Genomic DNA, 25,317 nt, shown 5'->3' on the forward strand with positions numbered 1-25,317 from the left:
CGCAACAGTATCGACATAAGACGAAGGTCACGCGTAGGTAACGTATGCCTCCGGACTGTCGAGGTTCCGTCAACACGCTGCTACGTGCACGTCCGTTCGGGTCAAGTGAAGATCGTGTGGGGGAGGGTCGATGTCCGTCGGCTGGGGTGGGCGAAGCTGGTGGCGTCTCGTCAGTGTTCTCCTGGCAGTGCAGTTCCTGGGCGCCGTGCTGGCGGGACCCGTGCTGGCTCAGGAACGTCTCGACCTGCGTGATCCGTTGGCAGTCGATCCGGTGGACACCACGGCCGTTGAGGGAAGCTCCCTCGATCTCGTCGATGAGACCGAGGGAAACGACTGGACGGTCCCCGAGGAGCCGCGGTGGGGCGCCGAAGAAGCCACCACCCTGGACCTCGCCGAGCTCGGCCTGACGGAGATGCGAGCGCTCGACAGCGACGCGGCTCGTGATGCCGGAGTCAACGGCGTGGTGTTCGAGATGGGCCTGCCCGCTGTCGCCGACGCGGCGCGTGCCAGCAACGGCACCGAGGAACCCGCCTCCGTAGAGCTGGAGTTGGACTACAGCCGCTACGCCGACCTGTTCGGCGCGGACTGGGCGCAGCGGCTCACCGCCCGTCCGCTGGCCTCGGACGAGGTCGAACTCCACAGCGTGGTCAATGATCACGCCACCGAAACGCTGCGCGTCGAGCTCACCCTCTCTTCCGCCGAAGACGCGCCGACCGAGCTGCTGTTGGCGGCCGAACCGGCCGGCGCCGGAGCCGGCGGTGACTTCACCGCGACCGACCTGTCCCCCACCGGAGAATGGACGCACGGCGGATCCTCCGGCGGCTTCGCCTGGTCGTACCCGATCGAGGTGCCCGGGACGCCGGGCGGCCTGGTCCCCGACCTGGCGCTCTCCTACTCCTCCCAGGACGTGGACGGCCGCACCGCGGCCACCAACAACCAGGCCAACTGGGTCGGGGACGGCTGGACGTTGTCGCCCGGGTTCATCGAACGCCGCTACATCGCCTGCGAGGAGGACAAGGGCAGTGGCGCCGTCAACCCGGCACACCCGGTGGGCGACCTGTGTTGGAAGCGGCACAACGCCACGCTCGTGCTCAACGGATCGGCCAGTGAGCTGGTCAGGGACGACGCCTCAGGCGCCTGGCGCAAGAAGAACGACGACGGCACCCGGATCGAGCTGCTCACCGGCGCGGAGAACGGCGACGACAACGGCGAGCACTGGCGGGTGACCGATCCGGACGGCGTGCGGTACCACTTCGGCCTGCACCGGCTTCCCGGTTGGAGCGAGGGGGACCGCACCACCGACTCCACCTGGACGGTGCCGGTCTTCGGGAACCACCCCGACGAGCCGTGCCACGCCGGCCAGTTCTCCGAGGCCTGGTGCCAGCAGGGCTGGCGTTGGAACCTCGACTACGTGGTCGATCCTCACGGCAACGCCATGTCCTACAACTGGGCACGGGAGACCAACCGCTACGCGCGTGCGATCAACGCCTCCTTCGAAGGGACCCCGACGTCCTATGTCCGCGGCGGCTATCTGAGGAGCGTTGAGTACGGCCTCCGATCGGACGCGCCGCTGGCCGGCCAGCCCGCCGGCCGTGTCGCCTTCGGCGTCACCGAACGCTGCCTGCCAGCCGACGGGGTCGACTGCGACTGGTCAGCCGTCGACGAGGACAGCGCATCCCACTGGCCAGACGTCCCCTTCGACCAGCACTGCGCCTCCGGCGCGGACTGCGAGGGCAACGCGTCCCCCTCCTTCTGGACGACGAAGCGCCTCACCGCGATCACCACCTACGCCCGGGTCGGCGACCAAGAGCAGAAAGTGGACTCCTGGGCACTGGACCAGAGCTTCCCCAGCACCGGAGACGGGAGCGCCCCCGCGCTGTGGCTGAAGTCGCTCACCAGGACCGGCCACACCGGCGAGGACATCACCCTGCCGCCGGTGACCTTCCGCGGCATCCAGCTTCCCAACCGGGTCGAGGGGGCCCTCGACCCGATCCCGCCGCTCAACCGCTACCGCGTGTACGCCATCGACACGGAGCCCGGCGGCACGATCGGCGTCACCTACACGGATGCCGACTGCGCGGCCGGTGACCTGCCCAACCCGGAGTCCAACACCCGTCGCTGCTACCCGGTGATCTGGTCTCCGCCGGACGCGCCGGCGCCCGACTTCGAGCCCTACCAGGACTGGTTCCACAGCTACGCGGTCGCGCAGGTCCTCGAATCCGACAACACCTCCGGCGCTCCGGTCGCGCGCACCGACTACCGGTACCCCGGTGGCATGGCGTGGAGCCGCAGCCAGGACGACTTCGTGGCCAGTGAGCACCGGGCGTTCGGCGAGCGCCGCGGCTACGCCCGCGTCCAGACTCTGACCGGTGATCCGGCGGAAGGCCCACAGACGCTCACCGAGACCCGCTACTTCCGTGGCGTGACAGGTCAGAGCGTGGAGGACAGCGAAGGGCACGGCATCGCCGACCACCCGGCGTACGCTGGGCTCGTCCGGGAGACGCTCACCTACCTCGGTGACGGCGGACCGTTGCTCGACGCGGTCGCCCACACCCCGTGGCGCTCGGCTGCCACCGCCACCCAGGCTCGCTCCGGCACGCCCGACCTGAACTCCTACCACGTGGACATCGCTACCGAGTCCGCCAGGGAACGGCTGTCGGACGACTCCTGGCGGCGTACCCGCATGACGACCAGCTTCGACGCCTTCGGTATGGTCAAGCAGGTCAATGACGAGGGCGACCTGGCCGTCACGGGCGACGAACGCTGCACCACCATCGCCTACGCCCGCAACGAGGACCTCAACCTCCTGTCTCCGGAGTCCGAGACCCGCACCGTGGCGTCCGCCTGTGGCGACACCCCGGATCTCCCGAACGACCTGGTCACCGCCGTGCGCAACTACCACGACGGGGCCACCACCCTCGGCGCGGCCCCTACTCGGGGCCTGGTCACCAGGACCGACGGCCTGAACCACGACGGCGAGGGCTTCCACACGGTCGGCACCTCCCGCTACGACGCGCACGGTCGTCTCACAGCCAGCACGGACGCCGACGGCAACGAGTCCACCGTGGCCTACACCCCGACCACCGGCCGGGCTCCCACCAGCACAGTGGAGACCAACGCCCTGGGCCACGCCACCGAGACACACTTCGACGCACGCCGCGGACTCGTCACCGCGATCAAGGACCCCAACGGGATCCGCACGGACGTCACCTACGACGCCCTCGGCAGGACCACCGCCGTCTGGCAGCCCGGCTGGACCAAGAGCGCCAACCCCAACAAGCCGTCCGCCAAATACAGCTACCGCGTCTCCACCAGCGACCCCAACGTCGTCACCACCGAAGCCCTGAACCACCAGGGCAACTACCACACCTCGCACGCCTTCTACGACGGACTGCTGCGCCCCCGGCAGACGCAGACCCCCGCGATCCAGGTCACCGACGGGCGACTGGTGACCACCGCCCACTACGACACCGCCGGCCGAGCCTGGCTCAACCACAGCCCGTACCACACGGCTGGCGCGCCCGACCGGACGCTCGTCACCGCCGGGGACAACGAGATCCCCGCCGCGACCCGCGTGGAGTTCGACGCGGCGGGGCGCCAGGTCGCCGAGATCGCGTTCCGCTACGGGGACGAGACCACCCGCACCACCACCGTCCACAACGGCGCCGAGTCGACCACCGTCATCCCACCAACCGGCGGCACCGCCAGCACCAGCATCACCGACGTGCTCGGGCGCACCGTCGAGCAGCGCTCCTACACCAACGCCGACCGCACCGAGTTCCAGAGCGCCACCTACCACTACGACGTGGCGGGGAACCTCATCGGCATGAGCGACGCGGCCGGCAACGACTGGAGCTGGGAGTACGACAAGCGCGGCAACCAGACGCTCGCCGACGACCCCGACAAGGGCCGAACCACCGTCAGCTACGACGCCCTGGACCGCCCCGTCTCGACCACCGACGCCCGCGGGATCACCCTGACCAGTGGCTACGACGCCCTGGGCCGCCCCACCACCCTCTCCGAAGGGGACGAGCTCCGCGCCGAGTGGACCTACGACTCCGTCAAGCTCGGCGCTCCCGCCACCAGCACCCGCTACGTCGCGGACGCCGCTTACACGACCAGCGTCAACGGCTACACCGACCGCTACCAACCCACCGGCACCACCGTCACCCTGCCCGAGAGCGAGGGCGCGCTGGCCGGCGACTACAGTTGGCGCTACACCTACAACGCCCGGGTCGGCCTGCGCGAGTCGGTCGTCCACCCGGCACTCGGCGGCCTCCCCCAAGAGCGAGTGACCACGGTATACAGCAGCCAGAACCTGCCGGTCCGCACCACGGCCGGACAGCAGATCCTGGTGGGCGACGTCCGCTTCGACGCCCTCGGCCGACCCATTCGCGCCGAGTACGGGCACCTCGGCCAGAAGGTCTACCAGACCTTCGACTGGGACGAGCACAACGGCCGCCTGACCCGGGCCACCGTCGACGGCGACATCGCACTACGCGTCCAGGACACCCGCTACGGCTACGACGACAACGGCAACGTCACCCGTGTCGCCACCACCGCCAACCAGGGCGAACAAGCCAGCAGCGAAACCCAGTGCTTCACCACCGACGTGCTCCGCCGGCTGACCGAGGCCTGGACCACCGCCAGCGGCGACGACGACTGCGCCGCCGGCGCCAGCCCCGCCAGCGTGGGCGGTCCCGACCCCTACTGGCACAGCTACACCTACGACCTCACCGGCAACCGGGTCAACGAGACCCAGCACACCACCACCGCCAGCGGTACGGACATCGTCCGCGACTACACGGTGGGCGAAGCGGGCGAGAGCGCCCCCAACTCGCTGCGCTCGGTGAGCACCGACGGCGGCCCCCAGGACGGCACCACCGAGACCTTCGAGCACGACCAGGCCGGCAACCTGGTCGAACGCGCCGGGGTCCGCGACCAAACCCTCGCCTGGAACCCCGAAGGAAACCTGGAGACCGTCACCGAGAACGGCACCAGCACCGACTACGTCTACACCGCCGAAGGCGACCGACTCCTGACCCACCACGCCGACGGCTCGGCCACCGCCTACCTCCCCGAAGGAACAGAACTCAACCTGAGCCCCGGCGGCACGAAGACCGCGCTGCGCTACTTCACCCACGGCTCCGACACCGTCGCCGTTCGGGACAGCGGCAACAACAACGCCATCAACTACCTCATCCCCGACCCCCAGGGCACTGCCATGCTCGCCGTTACCTGGGGAGCCGCCCAACTCGTCCAACGCCGCAAGCAGTTGCCATTCGGCGGCCAACGCGGCGAGACGTCCGCGGCCTGGCCAGGCGATCAGGGATTCCTCGGCGGCACCACCGACCCCACCGGCACCACCCACCTCGGCGCCCGCGAATACGAGCCACAACTGGGCCGATTCATATCCGTCGACGCCCTCCTGCTCACCGCCGACCCCCGCCAGCACAACCCCTACCAGTACGGCAACAACAACCCCCTCACCTTCTCCGACCCCACCGGCGAAGCCTTCGAGGAATGCCGCAGCGGCCAGTACAAGTGCAACTACAACCGCAAGGGCAAGCTCACCGGCGTCGAATACGGCAATAACTACGAGAAGATCACCCGCTCCGTCGGCGGCACCCCCGCCCCCCGCTACATCCAACAGAAGCAACGCCTCCAGTACGCCTGCGCCAAAGACCCCGGCTGCACCGGAACCGCCCAACAACAGACCGCACGAGCCGAACAGGCACGCGCCGCACAACGAGCAGCTGAGCGAGCGGCAGCAGAAGCCCAGCGAGAACAACAGAGCAAGCGCGCCGACTTCATGACCAGTCTGCTCGCCGGCGACTGGCTCGGAGTCGCCGACGCCACCGTGCGAGGCGGTATGGACTGGTTCAACGAGAGCGTGAAGGATCCTGTCATAGGCTGGATAGAGCGCCACGAGGGCCCACTCCGTTGGTTGGGGCACGAGGCAGTCTCCATCGGCGTTGGCTTCGTCGCGGGCGGTGCCGCGGTAGCGGTTTGTGGCGCCACAGCGGGATTGGCCTGCGTACTCGCGGTTGGTGGTGCCGCTGGTCTCGTCGTCGGCACCGGAGCTCACACAGGCTTGGCCGCAGCGACTGGTGAAGAAGTCACCGCCGAAAACGTAGTGGAATGGGGACGTACCTCACTACATGATGGCATGTTCCAAGGTTGGTTCCTGGACAAGTTCGAGATGCGACCCGGTAAGTACGCGTGGACACAGTTCCAGAACTGGAGGAGTCGGTAATGAGTACACGTATACGCACGGCACTACGCTGGGGGGCCTTCTGGGCGGTAGGCAGTTACGGGGTGCTGGTCACCCTTGGCAATGGCTGGGGTGAAGCGGCAGCCGTGTACTTGGGCGGCGCGGTGGTGTGCGTAGGTATTGGGTTGGTAGTGGGAGTGGCCTCCTTCGGCCTGGCTGGGCGGGCGCTACAGAGACGTACGGCACAACCCGACATGGTCGATGCTCAGATCATCGGGGGCCGCAGGGGCTTTCTGTCGGAGGGCAAGCGGCGAGTGCACATGGGAGATCAGGCATACGAACTCGTGTTCACGGGACAGGGGGAACATATCCGGGCCACGCTGCACGACGCTTCGGGGCGAGATATAATAGCTATTCCCGGACTTCCTGTTTCCCCTCGATCCATCGACCGCCGATTGCGCAAAGCATCACTGACCGGGACATGGACCCCCCCGGACGAGGACGCCCGAGAAATCACCCTTTTCAGGGGGGCGGAAACCGTGGAAATTCACGTCCAGAATGCATCCGATATAGTCGGTTACCGAGTGGGGGTAGGATCGCTTAACATAAAGTCAGAACAGATCCTCGTAGGCGATTTGGTCGGATGGCGAGTTAGGGAACGTGCCATCAAGGAACACGGGCCGGTGTGCGCCTTGGTCCTGCTCACCAAGTTGCATCGTCTAGCCCAGAGCATCAACTAAGCGGTCAGGATCGAACGGGATTTTTTCACCCTGCGCCGACTCACCTCCCAATTATCGATGCGACCTCACATCCATTGCCGGCACCGGCATGAGGAATCGATCGGGCCTATTGAAGTTTTGAGGTGACAGGCAAGGTTACGCGGCTCGAGTCAGCTACTTAAGGTTGCTGATCCAATCGATATTGGCAGATTCATCACGCTGGGGAAACGTTACGGCGTATGTTGAGCTCCGGGACGGTGTGGTGCGCGTGGCCCGGCACCGTGAGGTGCCGCCCCAGGCTCGTCCAGGTCGCGAAGGATGCTCAGATCAACGCATCCCACTGAAATCCTGGCTCCGTGAGGGCAAACACTACGAACGTCCCCACCCGGTTGCTGCTGCCTCCGCTCCGGAGAATGCGGATCTGCATGCAGCGCGCCGTAGGATCGGGCAGCTGGAGCAGGAGAACGAAGTCACGCGGAGGGCTGCGGCGTATTTTGCGCAGGCGCGTATTCCGGGACAATGATCTACCCGCTCGTCCGTGAACTGGCCGCTGACAAAATCCCCGTGGCGGCGACATGTAGGGTTTTAGGAATCACCCGCCAGTCATTTTACCGGTGGCTGGATAGTCGGTATCGAGGGCAGATAACGCGGTCATGGAGCCGTTCTCCCCCTTCTGTAGCAGAACGTCCGTAAACCGCTGATCCTAGACCACTCGCGAAGAGCTCCGGATGACGATCCTGACCTACATGGGAAGGGCCTCCCGCCGCCGCAGACGCCAAGGATCGAGCAGGGCCGGTCTGATCGATGCCTGCCTGCTTGTCTCTGGACACCGGTGATCGAGCCCGCAGTCACGCATTCGACTTCCCTAGCGGCTGGCATAGTTTGTCCGCCAGAGCGGACAGCAAGATCAGTGCGCATAGTGCTGCCTGTTCGTCGGACAGGTCGGGACCCACTCGCTAACCCGGGGCGTCTCGAACGGCCAAGTGTGCTGGCTCCGGAACGAATCTTCAGACGGCGCTTCACAGTTGTGGCGGTGGGCGACGAAGAAGAGCGAGATTGTCGATGTAGCCGGAAGATTTCAAGTCCAGTGAGACGGTCGTGATGCTATGAGGTTTGTGGTGTGGGTACCCTGCGTTTGGCTGGGTCGTTGATCCATGCCTGCTGGGGTATCAGGGGTGGTTGGGGGCGGCGGCCGAAGCGTTCGGGGTGGCGGGCGTATGCCTCGGTGAGGGTGAGCGCCCGCTGGTCGCGGACTTCCTCGGCGGTGCCGAAGTGCACGCTGGCTGGTGTGTGCCAGCCGATGCCCGAATGGCGGTGCTCGTGGTTGTAGTACGCGATGAACGCGTCGAACCACTCGCGGGCATGGGCCAGCGAGTCGAACCGTTCGGGGTAGTCGGACATGTATTTCGTGGTTTTGAAGTGGGCCTCGCTGTAGGGGTTGTCGTTGGAGGTCTTCGGCCGTGAGTGCGACCGGGTGACGCCGAGGTCGGTCAGCAGCTGCGAGACCTTCTTCGAGGTCATGGACGTGCCGCGGTCCGCGTGCACGGTCTCGGGCACGATGCCGTTGCGGGCGATGGTCTCGCGGAGCAACTCCTCGGCGCGTGCGGCTGATTCGGCCCGTTCGACGGTGTGGCCGACGATGTAGCGGCTGAAGATGTCGATGATGACGTAGGCGTGATACCAGACGCCCTTGACCGGTCCGGCCGCCTTGGTGATGTCCCAGGTGAACACCTGCGAGGGTGCGGTGGCGACCAGTTCGGGCACCGTCTTCGCCGGGTGGGTGGCCTGGCGGCGGCGCTCGCCGGACTGCCCCTTGGCGCGCAGGATCCGGTACATCGTGGAGACGGAGCAGTGGTAACGCCCGGCATCCAGCTCGCGGGCCCAGATCTGCGCGGGTGGCAGTTCGGCGTACTCGCCCGAGTTCATCAGCTCCAGGACCGCCGCCCGCTCCTCGGGTGTGAGGGATGAGGGCTGGACCTGTGGTTTCCTGGGCTTTCGCTCGGGCGGGGGCCGCAGCCGGCGGTAGTGGGTGGCCCGGGAGCGGCCGGTCAGCCGGCAGGCCGCCGTGATACCGAGCTCGCCCTCGACGCCGGTGAACGCGACATCGGCCACCGGGTCGGCGGCAGCGTTCAGTCCGCGCCCTCGGAGATCATTTCCAAGAGCGCGGAAGCTTTTCCCATGACTTCCAGCGCGGCCTTGTTCCGGGCCAGTTCCTTCTCTAGCCGTTCCACCTGGCGGCGCAGTCTCTCGTTCTCCGCCTCGGCCGCCGGCTTCTTCGGCCTCGCCGGACTGGTCCGCCGGTCGACCAGCTTCTCCAGGGCCCCCGCATCCCGCGCGGCCCGCCATTCCTTGACGTGCGAGTGGTACAGCCGCTCGCGGCGCAGGACCGCGCCCTTCTCGTTCTTGGGCGCGGCGTCGTACTCGTCCACGATCCGCAACTTGTACGAGGGACTGAAAGTGCGGCGCTTCGGCCGGGCAACCGGGTCTGGTCCGGAAGGATCGGTGCTGGTCATGAGGGGGTGGTTCTCCTGTCATGCCCTCTCAGGCTAACCCGACGAAGCGGGACGTCTCACCCAAGGCTGACAGAGAGGGAGCCGGCGCCGGCCCCATCCGCCTGTGCCACGCCGCGCCCCACGCCCCCAACTCGGCGCCTCAGAGCACCTTCAGCGGCAGCAGCTTCTTGCCCGTCGGGCCGATCTGGATCTCGGTCTGCATCTGGGGGCAGACGCCGCAGTCGAAGCAGGGTGTCCAGCGGCAGTCCTCGACCTCGGTCTCGTCGAGGGCGTCCTGCCAGTCGTCCCAGAGCCAGTCCTTGTCGAGGCCGGAGTCCAGGTGGTCCCAGGGCAGGACCTCCTCGTAGCTCCGCTCGCGGGTGGTGTACCAGTCGACGTCGACGCCGAAGGGCTTCAGGGCCGGCCCGGCGCAGTCCATCCACTGTTCGTAGGAGAAGTGCTCCCGCCAGCCGTCGAACCGGCCGCCCGCCTCCCAGACGGCGCGGATGGCGGCGCCGACGCGGCGGTCGCCGCGGGAGAGGAGGCCCTCGACGATGCCCGGCTTGCCGTCGTGGTAGCGGAAGCCGATGGAGCGGCCGTAGCGCTTGTCCTCGCGGATGGCGTCGCGCAGCTTGCCCAGCCGGGCGTCCGTCTCGGCGGCGGACAGCTGCGGCGCCCACTGGAACGGGGTGTGCGGCTTGGGCACGAACCCGCCGATGGAGACGGTGCAGCGGATGTCGTTGGAGCCGGAGACCTCGCGGCCCTTGGCGATGACCCGGGTGGCCATGCTGGCGATCTCCAGCACGTCCTCGTCGGTCTCGGTGGGCAGCCCGCACATGAAGTAGAGCTTCACCTGCCGCCAGCCGTTGCCGTAGGCGGTGGCCACGGTGCGGATCAGGTCCTCCTCGGAGACCATCTTGTTGATGACCTTGCGGATGCGTTCGCTGCCGCCCTCCGGCGCGAAGGTCAGGCCGGAGCGGCGCCCGTTGCGGGTCAGCTCGTTGGCCAGATCGATGTTGAACGCGTCAACGCGGGTCGAGGGCAGGGAGAGACCGATCTTGTCCTCGGTGTAGCGGTCGGCGAGCCCCTTGGCCACGTCGCCGATCTCGCTGTGGTCGGCGGAGGAGAGCGACAGCAGGCCGACCTCCTCGAAGCCCGTGGCCTTCAGCCCCTTCTCGACCATCTCACCGATGCCGGTGATGGACCGCTCCCGCACCGGCCGGGTGATCATCCCCGCCTGGCAGAACCGGCAGCCGCGGGTGCAGCCGCGGAAGATCTCCACCGACATCCGCTCGTGCACCGTCTCGGCGAGCGGCACCAGCGGCTGCTTCGGGTAGGGCCACTCGTCGAGGTCCATCACGGTGTGCTTGGAGACCCGCCACGGCACGCCGGACCGGTTGGGCACCACCCGGGCGATCCGCCCGTCCGGCAGGTACTCGACGTCGTAGAAGGCCGGCACGTACACCCCGCCGGTGCGGGCCAGCCGCATCAGCAGCTCGGTGCGCCCGCCGGGCCGCCCCTCGCGCTTCCAGTCCCGCACGATGTCGCTGATCGTCAGCACGGCCTGCTCACCGTCGCCGATGACGGCGCAGTCGATGAACTCGGCGATCGGCTCCGGGTTGAACGCGGCGTGCCCGCCGGCCACCACCACGGGGTGGTCCTCGGTACGGTCGGCCGCGCTCAGCGGCACGTCCGCCAGGTCGAGCGCGGTCAGCAGGTTGGTGTATCCCAGCTCGGTGGAGAACGAGACCCCCAGCAGGTCGAACGCGCCGACCGGGCGGTGCGCGTCCACCGTGAACTGCGGCACCCCGTGCTCGCGCATCAGCGCCTCAAGGTCGGGCCAGACGCTGTAGGTGCGCTCGGCGAGCACCTCGGGCCGCTCGTTGAGCACCTCGTAGAGGATCATGACGCCCTGGTTCGGCAGGCCGACCTCGTAGGCGTCCGGGTACATCAACGCCCAGCGGACCTCCGCGGCGTCCCAGTCCTTGACGGTGGAGTTCAGCTCACCGCCGACGTACTGGATCGGCTTCTGGACGTGCGGGAGGAGCGCCTCCAGGCGCGGGAAGACCGACTCGATGGGCATGGCTTACGTCTTTCGCGACGAAGAACGACTCCGCCCGGCCCCGGAAACGGGCGCGGGCCCCGGCGGGCGTCGATCAGGCTGACGAAGGCTGGACCAGTCAGCCTACCGGCCCCCGGCGACCCCCCGGGTCCACCGGCCGGCCGGCCCACCCGGGCCGGCCGCCGCCTCAGGCCGCGACCGGCCGTTTCATCCGCACGGACTGGAGCAGCCCTATGGCGATCCACACCGCGAACATCGCCGTCCCCCCGTAGGAGAGGAACGGCAGCGGCACTCCGGCCACCGGCATGATGCCCAGCGCCATCCCGATGTTCTCGAAGCACTGGAAGGCGAACCAGGCGACGATGCCGGCCGCGATGATCGTCCCGTACAGCTCGGAGCTGGTCCTGGCGATGCGCAGCGCCCGCCACAGCACGATGCCGATGAGCGCGATGATGCCGCCGGCGCCGACGAAGCCCAGCTCCTCGCCGGCCACCGTGAAGATGAAGTCGGTGTGCTGCTCCGGCACGAACTGCCCGGTGGTCTGGGTGCCCTGGAAGAGCCCCTTGCCGTCCAGCTGGCCGGAGCCGATGGCGATCCTGGCCTGGTTGGTGTTGTAGCCCACGCCCGACGGGTCGCGGGACGGGTCGGCGAACGCGGCGAACCGGTCGAGCTGGTACTGGTCCAGCACGCCCAGCGTCCAGACCAGCACGGCGCCGAACACCCCGGCGAGCATCAGCCCGATCGACCACTTCAGGGAGGCGCCGGAGGCCAGCAGTATGCCGAGCACGATCATGCTGAGCACCATGGCCATGCCCATGTCGTCCACGACGACGATGCAGAGTGGGGCCCCGGCCAGCGCCAGCGACTGGAGCACGGCCCGCCGGCTCGGGTACTCGCGGTCGCCGGCGTCCACCTGGTCGGCCAGTATCACGGCCATCCCCAGGATGATCGCGATCTTGGCGAACTCACCTGGCTGGAGCGTGTACCCGCCGATGGAGAGCCAGGCGCGCTGCCCGTTGATCTCCGTGCCGAGCGGGGTGAACACCAGCAGCATGAAGAGCAGCGAGACGCCGTAGAAGAGCGGCACCGCGGAGCGCAGCCGGTGGTGGCCCAGCCACATCACGCCGATGGCGAGGCCGACGCCGAGCGCCAGGTTGATGCCCTGCCGGATCAGGAAGTAGTGCGGGTCGCCGCTGTTGATCTCGGTGCGGTTCCTGGTGGCCGACCAGACCAGCAGGATGCCCAGCACGGAGAGCGCCAGCGCGGCCAGCAGCAGCACCCAGTCGACGCGCCGCAGCACGGAGTCGCGGGCGATCAGCCGGCGCCAGGTACCCGGGTCGGGCGCCAGCCGGTCGACCTTGAGGTGGTGGTTGCTCAACGATGACCCTTACTCGTCTTCCCGCCGGGACTGCGTCTCCCGCTCGGGCGGGGCGTCGGCCAGCGGGGTCGGCGATGGGAGCGTCCAGGACGCCTGGGTGTCCTGGGGGGACGTGGCGCCCTCGGGCAGGAACTGCTCGGCACCGGGCGCCTCGCCCGCGTCGGCCTCGGAGCCGTCCGAGCCGTCGGAGCCGTCCGAGCCGTCGTCGCCGTCGGCGTCCGTGGAGCCCTCCGCACCGTCACGGTCCTCGTCGCCGTCCTCGTCGCCGTCCTCGTCGTCGACGGGGGCCGGCACGATCGCGCCGGTCTCGTCGATCTCCGGCAGCTCGGTGATCGGCTCCGGCAGCAGCGCCGCGTCCTCGTTGACGCCACCGCCCTGGACGCCGTAGATGGCCTCCCAGATGTGCCGGACCGCGTCACCCGAGGCGCCCGAGCCGGTGCCGGCCTGGGCGATGGTCATCACCACGGTGTAGTCGTCGGTGTAGGTGGCCAGCCAGGACGAGGTCTGCTGGTCGCCGGCGCCCTCCGCGGTGCCGGTCTTACCGCGCAGCGGGATCTCGTCCTGCGGCCAGCCGCCGAACTTCCAGGCCGCGCTGCCGCCCCCGACCATCACCCGCGCGGTGGCGTCCCGCAGGTCCCCGATGGTCTCGTCGTCGGCCGGCAGCTGGCCGGTGACCTGCGGCTCGAACTCCTCGATCACCCGCCCGTCGGCGCTGACCACGGCCTTGCCGACGGAGGGCTGGTAGAGCGTGCCGCCGTTGCCGATCGCCGCGTAGACGCTGGCCAGCTGGATCGGGGTGACCAGCACGTCGCCCTGGCCGATGGAGAAGTTGAGCATGTCACCGGCGCGCATCTTCATGCCCTCGGTGCAGTTCTCCCGGGCGATCCTGGCCGGGTAGTCGTCCCGGTCGGTCTCGGCGACCTCGCACCAGTTCTCCTGGTTGGCCTCCCAGTAGTCCTGCTTCCACTGCCGGTCCGGGATCCGGCCCGGCACCTCGTTGGGCAGGTCGATCCCGGTCTGGGTGCCGAGGCCGAAGCCGTGCGCGGTGTTGAAGAAGTAGTCGTTCGGCTCGTCCACCGGGTCGTTGCCGCCGTCCCGCTGCCACTCGCGGTGCGCCAGCCCGTAGAAGACGGTGTTGCAGGAGACCTCCAGGGCCTGCTCCAGGGTGATCGGGCCGTAGGAGGAGGACTCGAAGTTGCGGAACGTCTGCCCGCCGATGTCGTAGGAGGACGAGCAGTCGTAGCGGCCGTGGAAGTCGTGGCCGGCGTTGACCGCGGCGGCCGAGCTGACCACCTTGAACGTCGAGCCGGGCGGGCCCTGGCCCTGGATGGCCCGGTTGATCAGCGGGTCGTTGGCGTCCTCGTCGGTGAGCCGGGCGTACTCGTCGCTGGAGATGCCGCCGACCCAGACGTTCGGGTCGTAGTCGGGAGCCGAGGCCATCGCGAGCACCCGGCCTGTGCCGTTCTCCAGCACCACGGCGGAGCCGGAGTCCGCCTCGTAGTTCCGGCCCGTGATGTCGTCGTGGGTGTTCTGGGCCCGCTCCATGGCGGCCACCAGCTCCTCCTCGACCACGGCCTGGAGCCGGGAGTCGAGGCTGGTCACCACGTTGGCGCCGGCCATCGCCGGGTCGTTCTCGGCCTCGCCGAGGACCCGGCCGAACTTGTCCACCTCGTAGCGGGTCACGCCGGACTCGCCGCGCAGGTAGCCGTCGTAGGTGCGTTCCAGCCCGGACCGGCCGATCTGGTCGGAGCGCAGCAGCGGCGAGTCGCCGTCCTCCGACTCGGCGACCTCCTCGTCGGTGACCGGGGAGAGGTAGCCGAGGACCTGCGCGGTCCTTGAGCCCTCGGGCGAGGGGTAGCGGCGGACCGCGGTGGGCTCCGCGCTCACCCCCGGGTACTCCTCGGACCGCTCCCTGATCTGCAGGGTCTGCTCGGTGGTGGCCTCGTCGGTGATCGGGATCGGCTGGTAGGGGGAGCCGTTCCAGCAGGGCTGCGGGGTCTGCGCGTCGCAGAGCCGGACCCGGCCCGCGACCTCCTCCGCCGGCAGCTCCAGCAGCTCGGCCAGGTCGGCCAGCACCTGCTCGCCGTCGTCGGGCAGCTTGGACAGCTCCGTGCGGTCCACCGAGACCACCAGCCGGGTCTCGTTGTCGGCGATCGGCACGCCCCTGGCGTCCACGATCGAGCCGCGCACGGCTGGCTGCACGACCTGCTGGACGTGGTTGCCCGCGGCCTCGGCCGCGAACTCGTCACCCTGCCGGATCTGCAGGTACCACAGCCGCCCGCCGAGGGTCAGCAGCAGCGAGAAGACCAATATCTGGATGACGACCAGCCGGATGGTGATCCGCGAAGTCCGGCCGGTTTCGGGGATGTTGGTCACAGTCGCTTGACTCCCTTGATGCGCCCCGCCCGGTTCCGCGCGGAGCGGCTCAACAGTGGGGAACGCTTGCCGGCGCGCGCCGCCCGGCCGTAACGGCTCCGGCGCTGGGCGCGCGGGCGCATCCCCGCGCCCGCTCCCGACAGCCAGCTGAGCGGGTTGTCCGAGCCGCCGCCCGAGCCGTCGCCGGAGAGCGGGTCCCCCTCGGGCCGCCGCGCCGCGGCCATCACCAGGGGCACCACGAACGGGGCCAGCAGCAGGTCGTAGAGGGTCGCGGTGAGCAGCAGGCTGGTCAGCCCGACGCCCCGGGCCGGGGTGTCACCGACCAGCGCGCCGACACCGGCGTAGAGCAGCGTCGAGCTGAGCGCGCCGCCGGCGACCACCAGCATCGGCACGGTCGCCGACCGGTGCTGGCCGTTCTCCGGCTTGGTCAGGCCGGCGGCGTAGCCGATCACGCAGAGCACCAGCGCGTAGCGGCCGACCGCGTGGTCGGCCGGCGGGGCCAGGTCGGCGAGCAGGCCGGCGGCGAAGCCGACCCACGCGCCGCCGGTGTGCCCGTAGACCAGGGCCAGGCCGAGCACGGTCAGCAGCAGCAGGTCCGGCACCGCGCCGGGCAGCCCGAGCCTGGCCAGTATGGTCACCTGCGCCATCAGCGCGACGAAGATCAGCACCGCGGCCAGCAGAGTGCGGTAGAGGCGCATGGTCAGCTCCTGCTCGCTGCGTCGTTCCGGTCACGGCCGGGCGCCAGGGCGCCCAGCTCGGCGCCGTCGCCCGCCGCCCCGCCGTCGCCCCGGTTCTCGTTCTCGTCCGCGCCGGGGTCGTCCGGGTCGTTGCCCGGCGGCGGCGCGAGGCCGTCGGGCTCAGGGAACTCGTCCACCGGCCCCGAGTCGGCCCCGCCCTCGCCGGTGCCCTCGCCGGCCCCGGACTCGCCCGCCCCGGACTCGCCGGCCCCGGACTCCTCGCGGGCGGCCCGCTGCTCCACGTCCTCCGGCCGCGGGGGCAGCACCGAGTCCCGCGGGTTGTCCCGCGGTGGCTCCACCACCACGCCGACCAGGTCCAGCTGGGTGAAGGAGACGTAGGGGCGGACCTGCACGGTGCGGGTCAGGTCGCCGTTGGACCGCTCGACGCTGACCACCTCGCCGACCGGGACGCCGGGCACGAACGGCGTGTTGTCGGCCGAGCCGAAGGTGACCATCCGGTCGCCCTGCCTGACCTCGGCCCGCTGGTTGAGCAGCTGCACGTCCAGCGTGTTGTCGCCGCGGCCGGTGGCGAAGCCCAGCTCCTCGCTGTCCTCCAGCCGGGTGCCCACGGTGAAGCCCGGGTCGTTGGCCAGCAGCACGGTGGACGTGCCGGTGGCGACGGTGGTGACGCGGCCGACCAGGCCGTCGCCGTTGAGCACCGTCATGTCCTTGGCGATGCCGTCCTCGCTGCCGGCGTCGATGGTGACGGTCCAGGAGAAGCCCTGGCCGGCGCCCACCGCGATGACCTGGGCGCCGACGATGCCGTACCGGCCGGCGCCGGCGGTGCGCAGCAGCTCGTCCAGTTGTGCTATCCGCGAGTCGCGGTGCGCGTCGCTGCCCAGCTCCTGGCGCAGCTCGGCGTTCTCCCGCTCCAACTCGCTGATCCGGTCGTGCCGGTCACCGGACTCGCGAACCGCGGCGATGGCGTTGGCGACCGGGTCGACGGCACCGGCGACGCCCTCCTCCACCGGGCCGAAGAAGGACGCGGCGGCCTCCCGCGGGCCGTTGAGCGGGGAGTTGTCCCCGCCCCTGATGTCCATCGTGATCAGCGCGAAAGCGATGGAGACCAGCAGTACGAGAAGCAGCCGGCTCTCTCGGGTGTCCCTCACGTGCGGCGGCCGTGCCTTTCTGGATCGATCAGACGAGTCCCGGACCCGCCCGGCTCTGGCGGACGGCCCGGCCAACGTTCCGCGGGGGCGGGCGGCACCGCCCGCCCGGACGGTCCGCCCGAGCGGGGGGCGCTAGCGCCTGGGCTGGGCGTCGAGCACCTGCTGGAGCGCCTCGAACTCCTCGACGCACTTGCCCGAGCCGAGCGCGACCGAGTCCAGCGGGTCCTCGGCGATGTGGATGGGCATCCCCGTCTCCTGCCGGAGCCGCTCGTCGAGGCCGCGCAGCAGCGCGCCCCCGCCGGTGAGCACGATGCCACGGTCCATCACGTCGCCGGACAGCTCGGGCGGGCACTTGTCGAGCGTGGTCTTGACGGCGTCCACGATCGCGTTGACCGGCTCCTCCATCGCCTTGCGCACCTCGGCCGAGGAGATGACCACCGTCTTCGGCAGGCCGCTGACCAGGTCACGGCCGCGGATCTCGGTGTGCTCGTCCTGGTCCAGCTCGTACGCGGAGCCGATGGTGATCTTGATGTTCTCGGCGGAGCGCTCGCCCAGCAGCAGGCTGTACTCCTTCTTGATGTGCTGGATGATCGCGTTGTCCAGCTCGTCGCCGGCGACCCGGATCGACTGCGCGGTGACGATGCCGCCCAGCGAGATCACCGCGACCTCGGTGGTGCCGCCGCCGATGTCCACCACCATGTTGCCGGTGGCCTCGTGGACCGGGAGGCCCGAGCCGATCGCCGCGGCCATCGGCTCCTCGATGATGTGCACCTGCCGGGCGCCGGCCTGGGTGGACGCCTCGATGACCGCCCGGCGCTCGACGCCCGTGATGCCCGAGGGCACGCAGACGACGACCCGGGGACGGGCGAGGTAACGGCGCTTGTGGATCTTGAGGATGAAGTAGCGGAGCATCCGCTCGGTGATCTCGAAGTCGGCGATCACCCCGTCCTTGAGCGGACGGACGGCCACGATGTTGCCGGGGGTGCGGCCGATCATCTTCTTCGCCTCGGCACCTACGGCGAGAATTCCCCCCGTGTTGGTGTTGATCGCGACGACGGACGGCTCGTTGAGGACAATCCCTCGACCCCTGACGTACACCAGCGTGTTGGCCGTCCCGAGGTCGACTGCCATGTCACGACCGATGAACGACATATTGTTCGCCATTGGGATGCATCTGGCCTTCCAGCTGGAACGTTGTGTGCGGAGCGGGTGGTGGAGGTGCGCTGGTCCGCGTGCGGGGCCTCTCCCGCCGAGGGGAGAAGAGGCGCGGCAGTGTCAATCGTAGCCACGGCCGGGCCGCCGCGGAGCGCCGGAGCGCCGCTCTCGCCATTGTCGGCGGAACCGGCTCCACCCTCCATCATGGTGACGTCGCGTTTGGGTGAAGGGTTCCCCGCACCGACCTTACCGACCGCGGCGGAACATCGCATTCCGCCGGGCCGATCCGGCCGACGAACGCGCGGCCCGGTGACGGCCGGTCAGCGGGGCAGGTCGGGGAAGAAGATCTTCAACTCGCGCTCGGCGGACTCCTCCGAGTCCGAGGCGTGGATCAGGTTCTCCCGGACCACGGTGCCGAAGTCCCCCCTGATGGAGCCGGGTGCGGCGGCGATCGGGTCGGTCGGTCCCGCCATGGTCCGCAGTCCCTCGATGACACGCTCGCCCTCGACCACCAGCGCCACGCTCGGCCCGCCGGCCATGAACTCCAACAGCGGCTCGTAGAACGGCCGCCCGGCGTGCTCCGCGTAGTGCGTCTCCAGCGTGGCCCGGTCCAGGGTGCGCAGTTCGAGCGCGGTGATCCGCCAGCCCGCCTTGCGTTCCACCCGGCCGACGATCTCGCCGATCAGACCCCGACGGACCGCGTCCGGCTTGAGAAGGACGAGAGTGCGCTGGCTCATGGGGGCGGCTCCTCGGAGGAATCTCGTGAGTGGCGGGGAGGCTGCGCGACGGCGGGAGCACCTCGACGGGGTACCACCGTGGGCGCCGCGCGACCGGCACGCGCTCCGGCCCGACGGACCGACGGCGCGGGGCGCCTAACAGTACCCGGCCCGACGGCCTCCGCCCTACGCGGGGCCGGTCAACCGGCCGCCGCCCCCGCCTCCCTGGCCGCCCGCAGCTCGTCGATCCGGGCGCCGAAGTGGACGGAGGTCCACCACAGGCCACCGAACGCGATGCCCAGCACGAACATCGCCGGCAGCACCAGCCCGGACGCGAACAGCCCGACCTGGAGCGCCCAGCCCAGCCACACGCCCAGCGGCCGGCCGGCGATCGCGCACAGCACCAGGCAGAACGCCATGGCGATCCCGCAGACCCACCAGATGGTGCCCGTCGAGGCCGAGGAGAGCCGGGTCGCGGCCAGCCCGGCCAGGCCGATCACCAGGAACTCGCCGACCAGCGTGCTGGCGCAGAGGGTACGCATCAGCGGCCCCGCTTCAGCAGCAGCCGGGCCTCGCCGACGGTGATCACCGAGCCGGTGACCAGCACCCCGGCCGCCGCGTACTCGTGCTCCTCCTCGGCCAGCGACACCGCGGCCTCGATGGCGTCGTCCAGACGCGGCTCGACCACCACCCGCTCGGCACCGAACACCTCCACCGCGACCGCCGCCAGCGCGTCCACGTCGACGGCGCGCTGCGAGGTGTTGCGGGTCACCACCAGCTCGGTGAAGACCGGCTCGAAGGCCTCCAGCAGGCCCCGCACGTCCTTGCCCTCGGTGGCCCCCACCACGCCGATCAGTCGGCTGAAACCGAACGCCTCGGTGATCGCCTCGGCGGTGGCCAGCGCGCCGCCCGGGTTGTGCGCCGCGTCCAGCAGCACGGTGGGGCTGGAGCGCACCACCTCCAGGCGGCCGGGCGAGGTGACGGCGGCGAACGCGGCGCGCACCACCTCCTGGTCCAGCGGCGCGGCCGGCCGGCCGTCGCCCACCCCGAAGAAGCCCTCCACGGCGGCCAGCGCGACCGCCGCGTTGTGCGCCATGTGCGCGCCGTGCAGCGGGAGGAAGATCTCCGGGTACTCGCCGCCCAGGCCGCGCAGCGTCAACAGCTGCCCGCCGACCGCGACCTCGCGGGCCAGCACGCCGAACTCCATGCCCTCCCTGGCGACGGTGGCGTCCACCTCGACGGCCCGCCGCAGCACCACGGAGGCGGCGTCCACCTGCTGTTGGGCGAGGATGACGCGGGCGCCCGGCTTGATGACGCCGGCCTTCTCGACCGCGATCCGCTCCGGGGTGTCGCCCAGCCGCGCGGTGTGGTCCAGGCTGATCGGCGTCAGCACGGCGACCGAGCCGTCGATCACGTTGGTGGCGTCCCAGCTGCCGCCCATCCCGACCTCGACCACGGCGACATCCACCGGGGCGTCGGCGAAGGCGGCGTAGGCCATGCCGGTGAGCACCTCGAAGAACGACAGCCGGTGCTCCTGGGCCGCGTCCACCAGCTCCACGTAGGGCTTGATGTCCTGGTAGGCGGCGACGAACCGGTCGGCCGCGATCGGGGCGCCGTCCAGGCTGATCCGCTCGGTGATGGACTGGACGTGCGGGCTGCTGTAGCGGCCGGTGCGCAGATCGAATCCGGCCAGCAGCGCCTCGATCATCCGGGCGGTGGTGGTCTTGCCGTTGGTGCCGGTGATGTGGATGGCGGGGTAGGCCCGCTGGGGGTCGCCCAGCACGTCCATCAGCGCGCTCATCCGGCCCGTCGACGGGTCCAGCTTGGTCTCCGGCCAGCGGGCCAGCAGCTCCCGCTCGACCTCGGCGAGCGCGCGGTCCAGCTCCGGGTCCTCCGGCCGGGTCGGCAGCTCGCCGCCGGGCGGGGCGGCCAGCGCGCGCAGGGTGCGGCTGCCGGCCTCGATCACCGCCAGGTCGGGGTCACGGTCCCGCTCCTCGTCGACGATCCGCTCGAACGCGCCGGCGTCGGCCAGCTCATCGGCGGCCAGCTCATCGGCGGGCGGCGGGAAGGCGGAGCGGTCGTCCGGCTCCTGGCCGTCATCGGGGTGCGCGTCACTCACGGTCGCCAGTCTACGGAAGCCCCGGCGGGCTCCCCGGCCCCGGGCCGGCCGAGGAACGGCCGGCACCGGGCCCGGGGGCCGGCCGTCAGGCCGGCAGCTTCGCCAACTGGGCGGTGATCCGGGCGATGTCCGCCTCGGCCGCCTCCCGGCGGGCCCGGATCTTGGCGACCACCGGCTCCGGGGCCTTGCCGAGGAAGCCCTCGTTGCCCAGCTTGGCCGTGGTCTGCGCCAGCTCCTTCTCGGCCGCCGCGAGGTCCTTGGAGAGGCGCTTCCGCTCGGCGGCGAAGTCGATCGCGCCGGAGAGGTCGAGCGCGACCACCGCGTCGCCCACCGGGAGGGTGGCCGTCGCCGCGAAGGACTCGCCGGCCGGCTCCAGCCGCAGCAGGCTGCGGATGGCCGGCTCGTGCGCCGCCAGCCCCGTGCCGGCCAGCTCCAGGGTGGCCGGCACCCGCTGCCCGGGCTGGAGGCCCTGGTCGGCCCGGAACCTGCGGACCTCGGTGACCAGCTGCCGGACGGCGGCCAGCTCGGCCTCGGCCGCGGCGTCCCGGAAGCCGGAGTCGGTCGGCCAGTCGGCGATCACCACCGACTCGCCGCCGGTCAGCGTCGTCCACAGCTCCTCGGTGACGAACGGCACCACCGGGTGCAGCAGCCGCAGCGTGACGTCGAGGACCTCGCCCAGCACCCGCCGGGAGACCTCGGCCGGCCGGCCGCCGGCCGCGAAGGTGGTCTTGGACAGCTCGACGTACCAGTCGAAGACCTCGTCCCACGCGAAGTGGAAGAGGGTGTCGCTCAGCTTGGCGAACTGGTAGTCGTCGTAGTAGGCGTCGGCCTCGGCGACCACCGAGTTCAGCCGGGACAGCACCCAGCGGTCGGCCGCCGACAGCTCCTCGGCGGCCGGCAGCGGGCCGGCCACCGTGGCGCCGTTGAGCAGGGCGAACCGGGTGGCGTTCCACACCTTGTTGGCGAAGTTCCTGGAGGCCTGGACCCAGTCCTCGCCGATCGGCACGTCCACGCCCGGGTTGGCGCCCCTGGCCAGCGTGAAACGGACCGCGTCCGATCCGTAGGCGTCCATCCAGTCCAGCGGATCGACCGCGTTCCCAAAGGACTTGGACATCTTCTTGCCGAACTGGTCACGGACCATGCCGTGCAGCGCGATGGTGTGGAACGGGGGGACGCCGTCCATCGCGTAGAGGCCGAACATCATCATCCGGGCGACCCAGAAGAAGAGGATGTCGTACCCGGTGACCAGGACGGAGTTCGGATAGAACTTGGCGACACTCTCGGTCCGCTCGGGCCAGCCCAGGGTGGAGAACGGCCAGAGCCCGGAGGAGAACCAGGTGTCCAGCACGTCCGTGTCCTGGTGCCAGCCGGGGCCGGCGGGCGGCTCCTCGTCCGGCCCGACGCAGCGCACCTCGCCGTCCGGTCCGTACCAGACCGGGATGCGGTGGCCCCACCACAACTGCCGGGAGATACACCAGTCGTGGAGGTTGTCCACCCACTCGAAGTACCGGCCGGCCATCTCCTTCGGGTGGATCGCCACCCGGCCGTCCCTGACCGCGTCCCCGGCGGCCTGGGCCAGCGGGCCGACCTTGACCCACCACTGCATCGACAGCCGCGGCTCGACCGTCGTCTGGCAACGCGAGCAGTGGCCGACGGAGTGCTGGTAGGGGCGCTTCTCCGCGACGATCCGCCCCTCGGCGCGCAGCGCGCCGACCACCGCGGAGCGCGCCTCCAGGCGGTCCAGGCCCTGGAACGGGCCGGGCGCGGTGATCACCGCGTGCTCGTCCATGACGGTCAGCTGCGGCAGGCCGTGCCGGCGCCCGATCTCGAAGTCGTTGGGGTCGTGCGCCGGGGTGACCTTGACCGCGCCGGTGCCGAACTCCGGGTCGACATGGGCGTCGGCGACCACCGGGATCGAGCGGTCGGTCAGCGGCAGCCGGATCTCCCGGCCGACGAGGTGGCGGTACCGCTCGTCGTCCGGGTGCACCGCGACGGCCGTGTCGCCGAGCATCGTCTCGGCCCGGGTGGTGGCGACCACCAGGGAGTCCTCGCCCTCGCCGTACCGGATGGAGACCAGCTCGCCGTCGTCCTCCTGGTACTCGACCTCGATGTCGGAGATCGCGGTCAGACAGCGCGGGCACCAGTTGATGATGCGCTCGGCGCGGTAGATCAGGCCGTCGTCGTAGAGGCGCTTGAAGATGGTGTTGACCGCGCGGGAGAGGCCCTCGTCCATGGTGAACCGCTCGCGCGACCAGGCGACCCCGTCGCCGAGGCGGCGCATCTGGCCGGAGATCGTCCCGCCGGACTCGGCCTTCCACTGCCAGACCCGCTCGACGAACGCCTCCCGGCCCAGGTCGTGCCGGGACTTGCCCTCCTTGGCCAGCTCCCGCTCCACGCGGTTCTGGGTGGCGATGCCCGCGTGGTCCATGCCGGGCTGCCAGAGGGTCTCGAATCCCTGCATCCGCTTGCGCCGGGTCAGCGCGTCAATGAGCGTGTGCTCAAAAGCGTGCCCCAAATGGAGACTTCCGGTCACATTGGGCGGCGGAATGACGATCGTGTACGGCTCTTTCTCGCTCTTGGCGTCCGCCTCGAAGTAACCGCGCTCTACCCAGCGCTCGTACAACTTCCCCTCTACGTCGGCCGGCGTGTACTGCGTCGGCAGATCTGCGGGGGCGCTGTGGTGCCCGTGGGCGGGCGGCTGAGTGTTCTCGGTCACGGCGGTAAGTCTAGAACGCCGTACTGACAGCCGTCGCACCAGTTGTTCACCGGCGCCGGGAGCGCCCGCCGCGGCCCCCGGCGGGCCGTCGGACATCCCCGCCGGAGTGGGCCGGATCGCATTCCGGAACGCGGCCGGCGAAGCCCGGTCAGGGCCGTCGGTATCGGTATCCCGAGCGCGATTGGGGTGGATGTACAGGAAGCCATCTGATCCGACAGGATGTGCGTGACGCAGACGACGCAGGGCTCTTGAGGTGAAGCAGCATGAGTCACAACCAGCCGGGTCCCTACGGGCAGCAGCCCCCGCCGGGGCAGCAGCCAGGGCAGCCCGGCCCGTACGGGGCGCCGCCGCAGGGCACACCGCCGGGCGGCCCCAACCCGTACGCGCAGGGCGGCGCCCCGGGCGCCCCCGGTGGTCCCGGATACGGCTACCCGCAGGCGCCGGGCGCCCCGGGCCAGCCCGGCCAGGTGCCGGGCCAGCCGGGTCCCTACGGCCAGCCGCAGCAGCCGGGCCCCTACGGGCAGCCGCAGGCGCCCGGCCCCTACGGCCAGCCCCCGCAGCCACCCGGCGGGTACCCGGGTCAGCCGGGCCAGCCCGGCCAGCCCCCCTACGGCCCGCCCCAGCCGGCCGGCGGTGGCGGGGGGAACAAGAAGCTGCTGCTGGGCATCGGCGGCGCGGTGGTCATCGCGGCGGCCGCCGTGGGCGCCTACTTCCTGATCTCCGGCGACGACGGCAGCGGCCCCGGCAGCGACCCGGACACCCGCTACGCGCTGGAGTTCCCCGAGACCTTCGGTGACTACTCGCTGGCCGAGCCGCCGTCCACCACCGAGGAGTTCTCCGAGGAGGAGCTGGCCCAGGCCGGCCTGGCCGACGCCGAGGGCAGCTCCGCCGTCTACCTGGGCGGCGTTCCCGCCGGCGAGGTCAGCGGCCCCGAGGACCTCCCCGCGCTCGGCACCGACGCCACCATCATGCTGACCGTCGGCATGTGGGGGCAGATCGACAGCCCCGAGGCCACCGTGGACGCGGTGCTCACCTTCGGCACCCAGGAGCTGGCCGGGGACGAGCTGACACTGGTCGGCGAGCCGCAGTCGATGAGCCCCGACGGCCTCGACGGCGCGGTCATGAAGTGCCAGGAGGCGGACACCGAGAGCATGTACACCGGCGGGACGGTGCGCGTGCCGCTCTGCATCTGGGCCGACTACAGCACCGCCGGCTTCACCGTCTTCCAGCCGCTGGCCGCCGGTTCCGACGGGATGTCGATGGAGCCCAGGGAGATGTCGCTGGACGAGGCCGCCGCGCACAGCGCGCAGCTGCGCACCGCCGCGCTGGTCGAGGCCGCCGCCCAGACCGGCGGCGAGGGCACCACGGAGGGCTCGACCGAGGGCACGACCGACGGCGTGGACGGCGTCCCCGTCCCGTAGCCGCCCGCGCCCACCCACCGGGCCGTGACGCGCGAGGGCCCGGGAGCGGCCAGACGGCTGCTCCCGGGCCCCGGCGCTCGGCCGGTCGGACGGGCGGCGCTGG

The 25,317-nt window shown here is 70.4% G+C and carries 14 protein-coding genes; 2 read left to right on the forward strand and 12 right to left on the reverse strand.

The window, feature by feature from the left end:
• Nucleotides 1-187 precede the first annotated feature (187 nt).
• Nucleotides 188-6,256 carry an RHS repeat-associated core domain-containing protein gene (locus RM844_RS23045; protein ID WP_311669258.1) on the forward strand — a complete coding sequence of 2,023 codons (6,069 nt, stop codon included), beginning with the start codon at nt 188-190 and terminating at the stop codon, nt 6,254-6,256.
• A gap of 1,781 nt (nt 6,257-8,037) precedes the next feature.
• On the opposite strand, the gene RM844_RS23050 is transcribed toward RM844_RS23045, so the two are convergent.
• The 12 genes from RM844_RS23050 to RM844_RS23105 all read right to left on the reverse strand — a co-directional run bounded on the left by RM844_RS23050 (nt 8,038) and on the right by RM844_RS23105 (nt 23,793).
• Nucleotides 8,038-9,045 (reverse strand): IS3 family transposase, encoded by a 1,008-nt coding sequence (locus tag RM844_RS23050; RefSeq protein WP_311669259.1) that lies wholly within the window; start codon nt 9,043-9,045, stop codon nt 8,038-8,040.
• A 17-nt stretch (nt 9,046-9,062) separates the two neighbouring features.
• A complete protein-coding gene (locus RM844_RS23055) occupies nt 9,063-9,446 on the reverse strand; it encodes a hypothetical protein (RefSeq protein WP_311669260.1) in 384 nt (127 codons plus the stop codon).
• Between the two features lie 139 nt (nt 9,447-9,585).
• Nucleotides 9,586-11,508 carry a TIGR03960 family B12-binding radical SAM protein gene (locus tag RM844_RS23060; protein WP_311669261.1) on the reverse strand — a complete coding sequence of 641 codons (1,923 nt, stop codon included), beginning with the start codon at nt 11,506-11,508 and terminating at the stop codon, nt 9,586-9,588.
• 166 nt (nt 11,509-11,674) lie between these two features.
• Nucleotides 11,675-12,865 carry an FtsW/RodA/SpoVE family cell cycle protein gene (locus RM844_RS23065; protein WP_311669262.1) on the reverse strand — a complete coding sequence of 397 codons (1,191 nt, stop codon included), beginning with the start codon at nt 12,863-12,865 and terminating at the stop codon, nt 11,675-11,677.
• 9 nt (nt 12,866-12,874) lie between these two features.
• On the reverse strand, nt 12,875-15,241 hold the full coding sequence (mrdA, locus tag RM844_RS23070) for a penicillin-binding protein 2 (RefSeq protein WP_311669263.1): 2,367 nt from the start codon (nt 15,239-15,241) through the stop codon (nt 12,875-12,877).
• Entirely contained in the window at nt 15,238-15,939 is a 702-nt protein-coding gene (gene mreD, locus RM844_RS23075) for a rod shape-determining protein MreD (RefSeq protein ID WP_311669264.1), read from the reverse strand. The genes mrdA and mreD overlap by 4 nt, the downstream gene beginning before the upstream one ends.
• Before the next feature lie 2 nt (nt 15,940-15,941).
• The gene (gene mreC, locus RM844_RS23080; RefSeq protein WP_311669265.1) at nt 15,942-17,087 is read right to left on the reverse strand and encodes a rod shape-determining protein MreC; all 1,146 of its coding nucleotides are present in this window, start codon (nt 17,085-17,087) and stop codon (nt 15,942-15,944) included.
• Nucleotides 17,088-17,219: 132 nt separating this feature from the next.
• Nucleotides 17,220-18,239, reverse strand: coding sequence for a rod shape-determining protein (locus RM844_RS23085; protein ID WP_311669266.1), 1,020 nt, complete (start codon nt 18,237-18,239; stop codon nt 17,220-17,222).
• Between the two features lie 323 nt (nt 18,240-18,562).
• A complete protein-coding gene (ndk, locus tag RM844_RS23090; protein WP_311669267.1) occupies nt 18,563-18,979 on the reverse strand; it encodes a nucleoside-diphosphate kinase in 417 nt (138 codons plus the stop codon).
• A 179-nt stretch (nt 18,980-19,158) separates the two neighbouring features.
• A complete protein-coding gene (locus tag RM844_RS23095) occupies nt 19,159-19,500 on the reverse strand; it encodes a DUF4233 domain-containing protein (protein ID WP_311669268.1) in 342 nt (113 codons plus the stop codon).
• A complete protein-coding gene (gene folC / locus RM844_RS23100; protein WP_311669354.1) occupies nt 19,500-21,005 on the reverse strand; it encodes a bifunctional tetrahydrofolate synthase/dihydrofolate synthase in 1,506 nt (501 codons plus the stop codon). Before folC ends, RM844_RS23095 begins: the two co-directional genes overlap by 1 nt.
• A gap of 157 nt (nt 21,006-21,162) precedes the next feature.
• Nucleotides 21,163-23,793 carry a valine--tRNA ligase gene (locus tag RM844_RS23105; RefSeq protein WP_311669269.1) on the reverse strand — a complete coding sequence of 877 codons (2,631 nt, stop codon included), beginning with the start codon at nt 23,791-23,793 and terminating at the stop codon, nt 21,163-21,165.
• Nucleotides 23,794-24,056: 263 nt separating this feature from the next.
• Between RM844_RS23105 and RM844_RS23110 the strand changes: the two genes are divergently transcribed.
• Entirely contained in the window at nt 24,057-25,214 is a 1,158-nt protein-coding gene (locus tag RM844_RS23110; RefSeq protein WP_311669270.1) for a hypothetical protein, read from the forward strand.
• The last annotated feature ends 103 nt before the right edge of the window (nt 25,215-25,317 follow it).

The organism is Streptomyces chisholmiae, assembly GCF_031845445.1.
Taxonomy (GTDB): domain Bacteria; phylum Actinomycetota; class Actinomycetes; order Streptomycetales; family Streptomycetaceae; genus Streptomyces; species Streptomyces chisholmiae.

Excerpts from the sequence above, each read along its gene's own strand:
- RM844_RS23095 (WP_311669268.1), bottom strand. The coding sequence starts at position 19,500 with ATGCGTACCCTCTGCGCCAGCACGCTGGTCGGCGAGTTCCTGGTGATC.
- mreD (WP_311669264.1), bottom strand. The coding sequence starts at position 15,939 with ATGCGCCTCTACCGCACTCTGCTGGCCGCGGTGCTGATCTTCGTCGCG.
- RM844_RS23110 (WP_311669270.1), top strand. The coding sequence starts at position 24,057 with ATGAGTCACAACCAGCCGGGTCCCTACGGGCAGCAGCCCCCGCCGGGG.
- RM844_RS23055 (WP_311669260.1), bottom strand. The coding sequence starts at position 9,446 with ATGACCAGCACCGATCCTTCCGGACCAGACCCGGTTGCCCGGCCGAAG.
- RM844_RS23060 (WP_311669261.1), bottom strand. The coding sequence starts at position 11,508 with ATGCCCATCGAGTCGGTCTTCCCGCGCCTGGAGGCGCTCCTCCCGCAC.
- ndk (WP_311669267.1), bottom strand. The coding sequence starts at position 18,979 with ATGAGCCAGCGCACTCTCGTCCTTCTCAAGCCGGACGCGGTCCGTCGG.
- RM844_RS23085 (WP_311669266.1), bottom strand. The coding sequence starts at position 18,239 with ATGTCGTTCATCGGTCGTGACATGGCAGTCGACCTCGGGACGGCCAAC.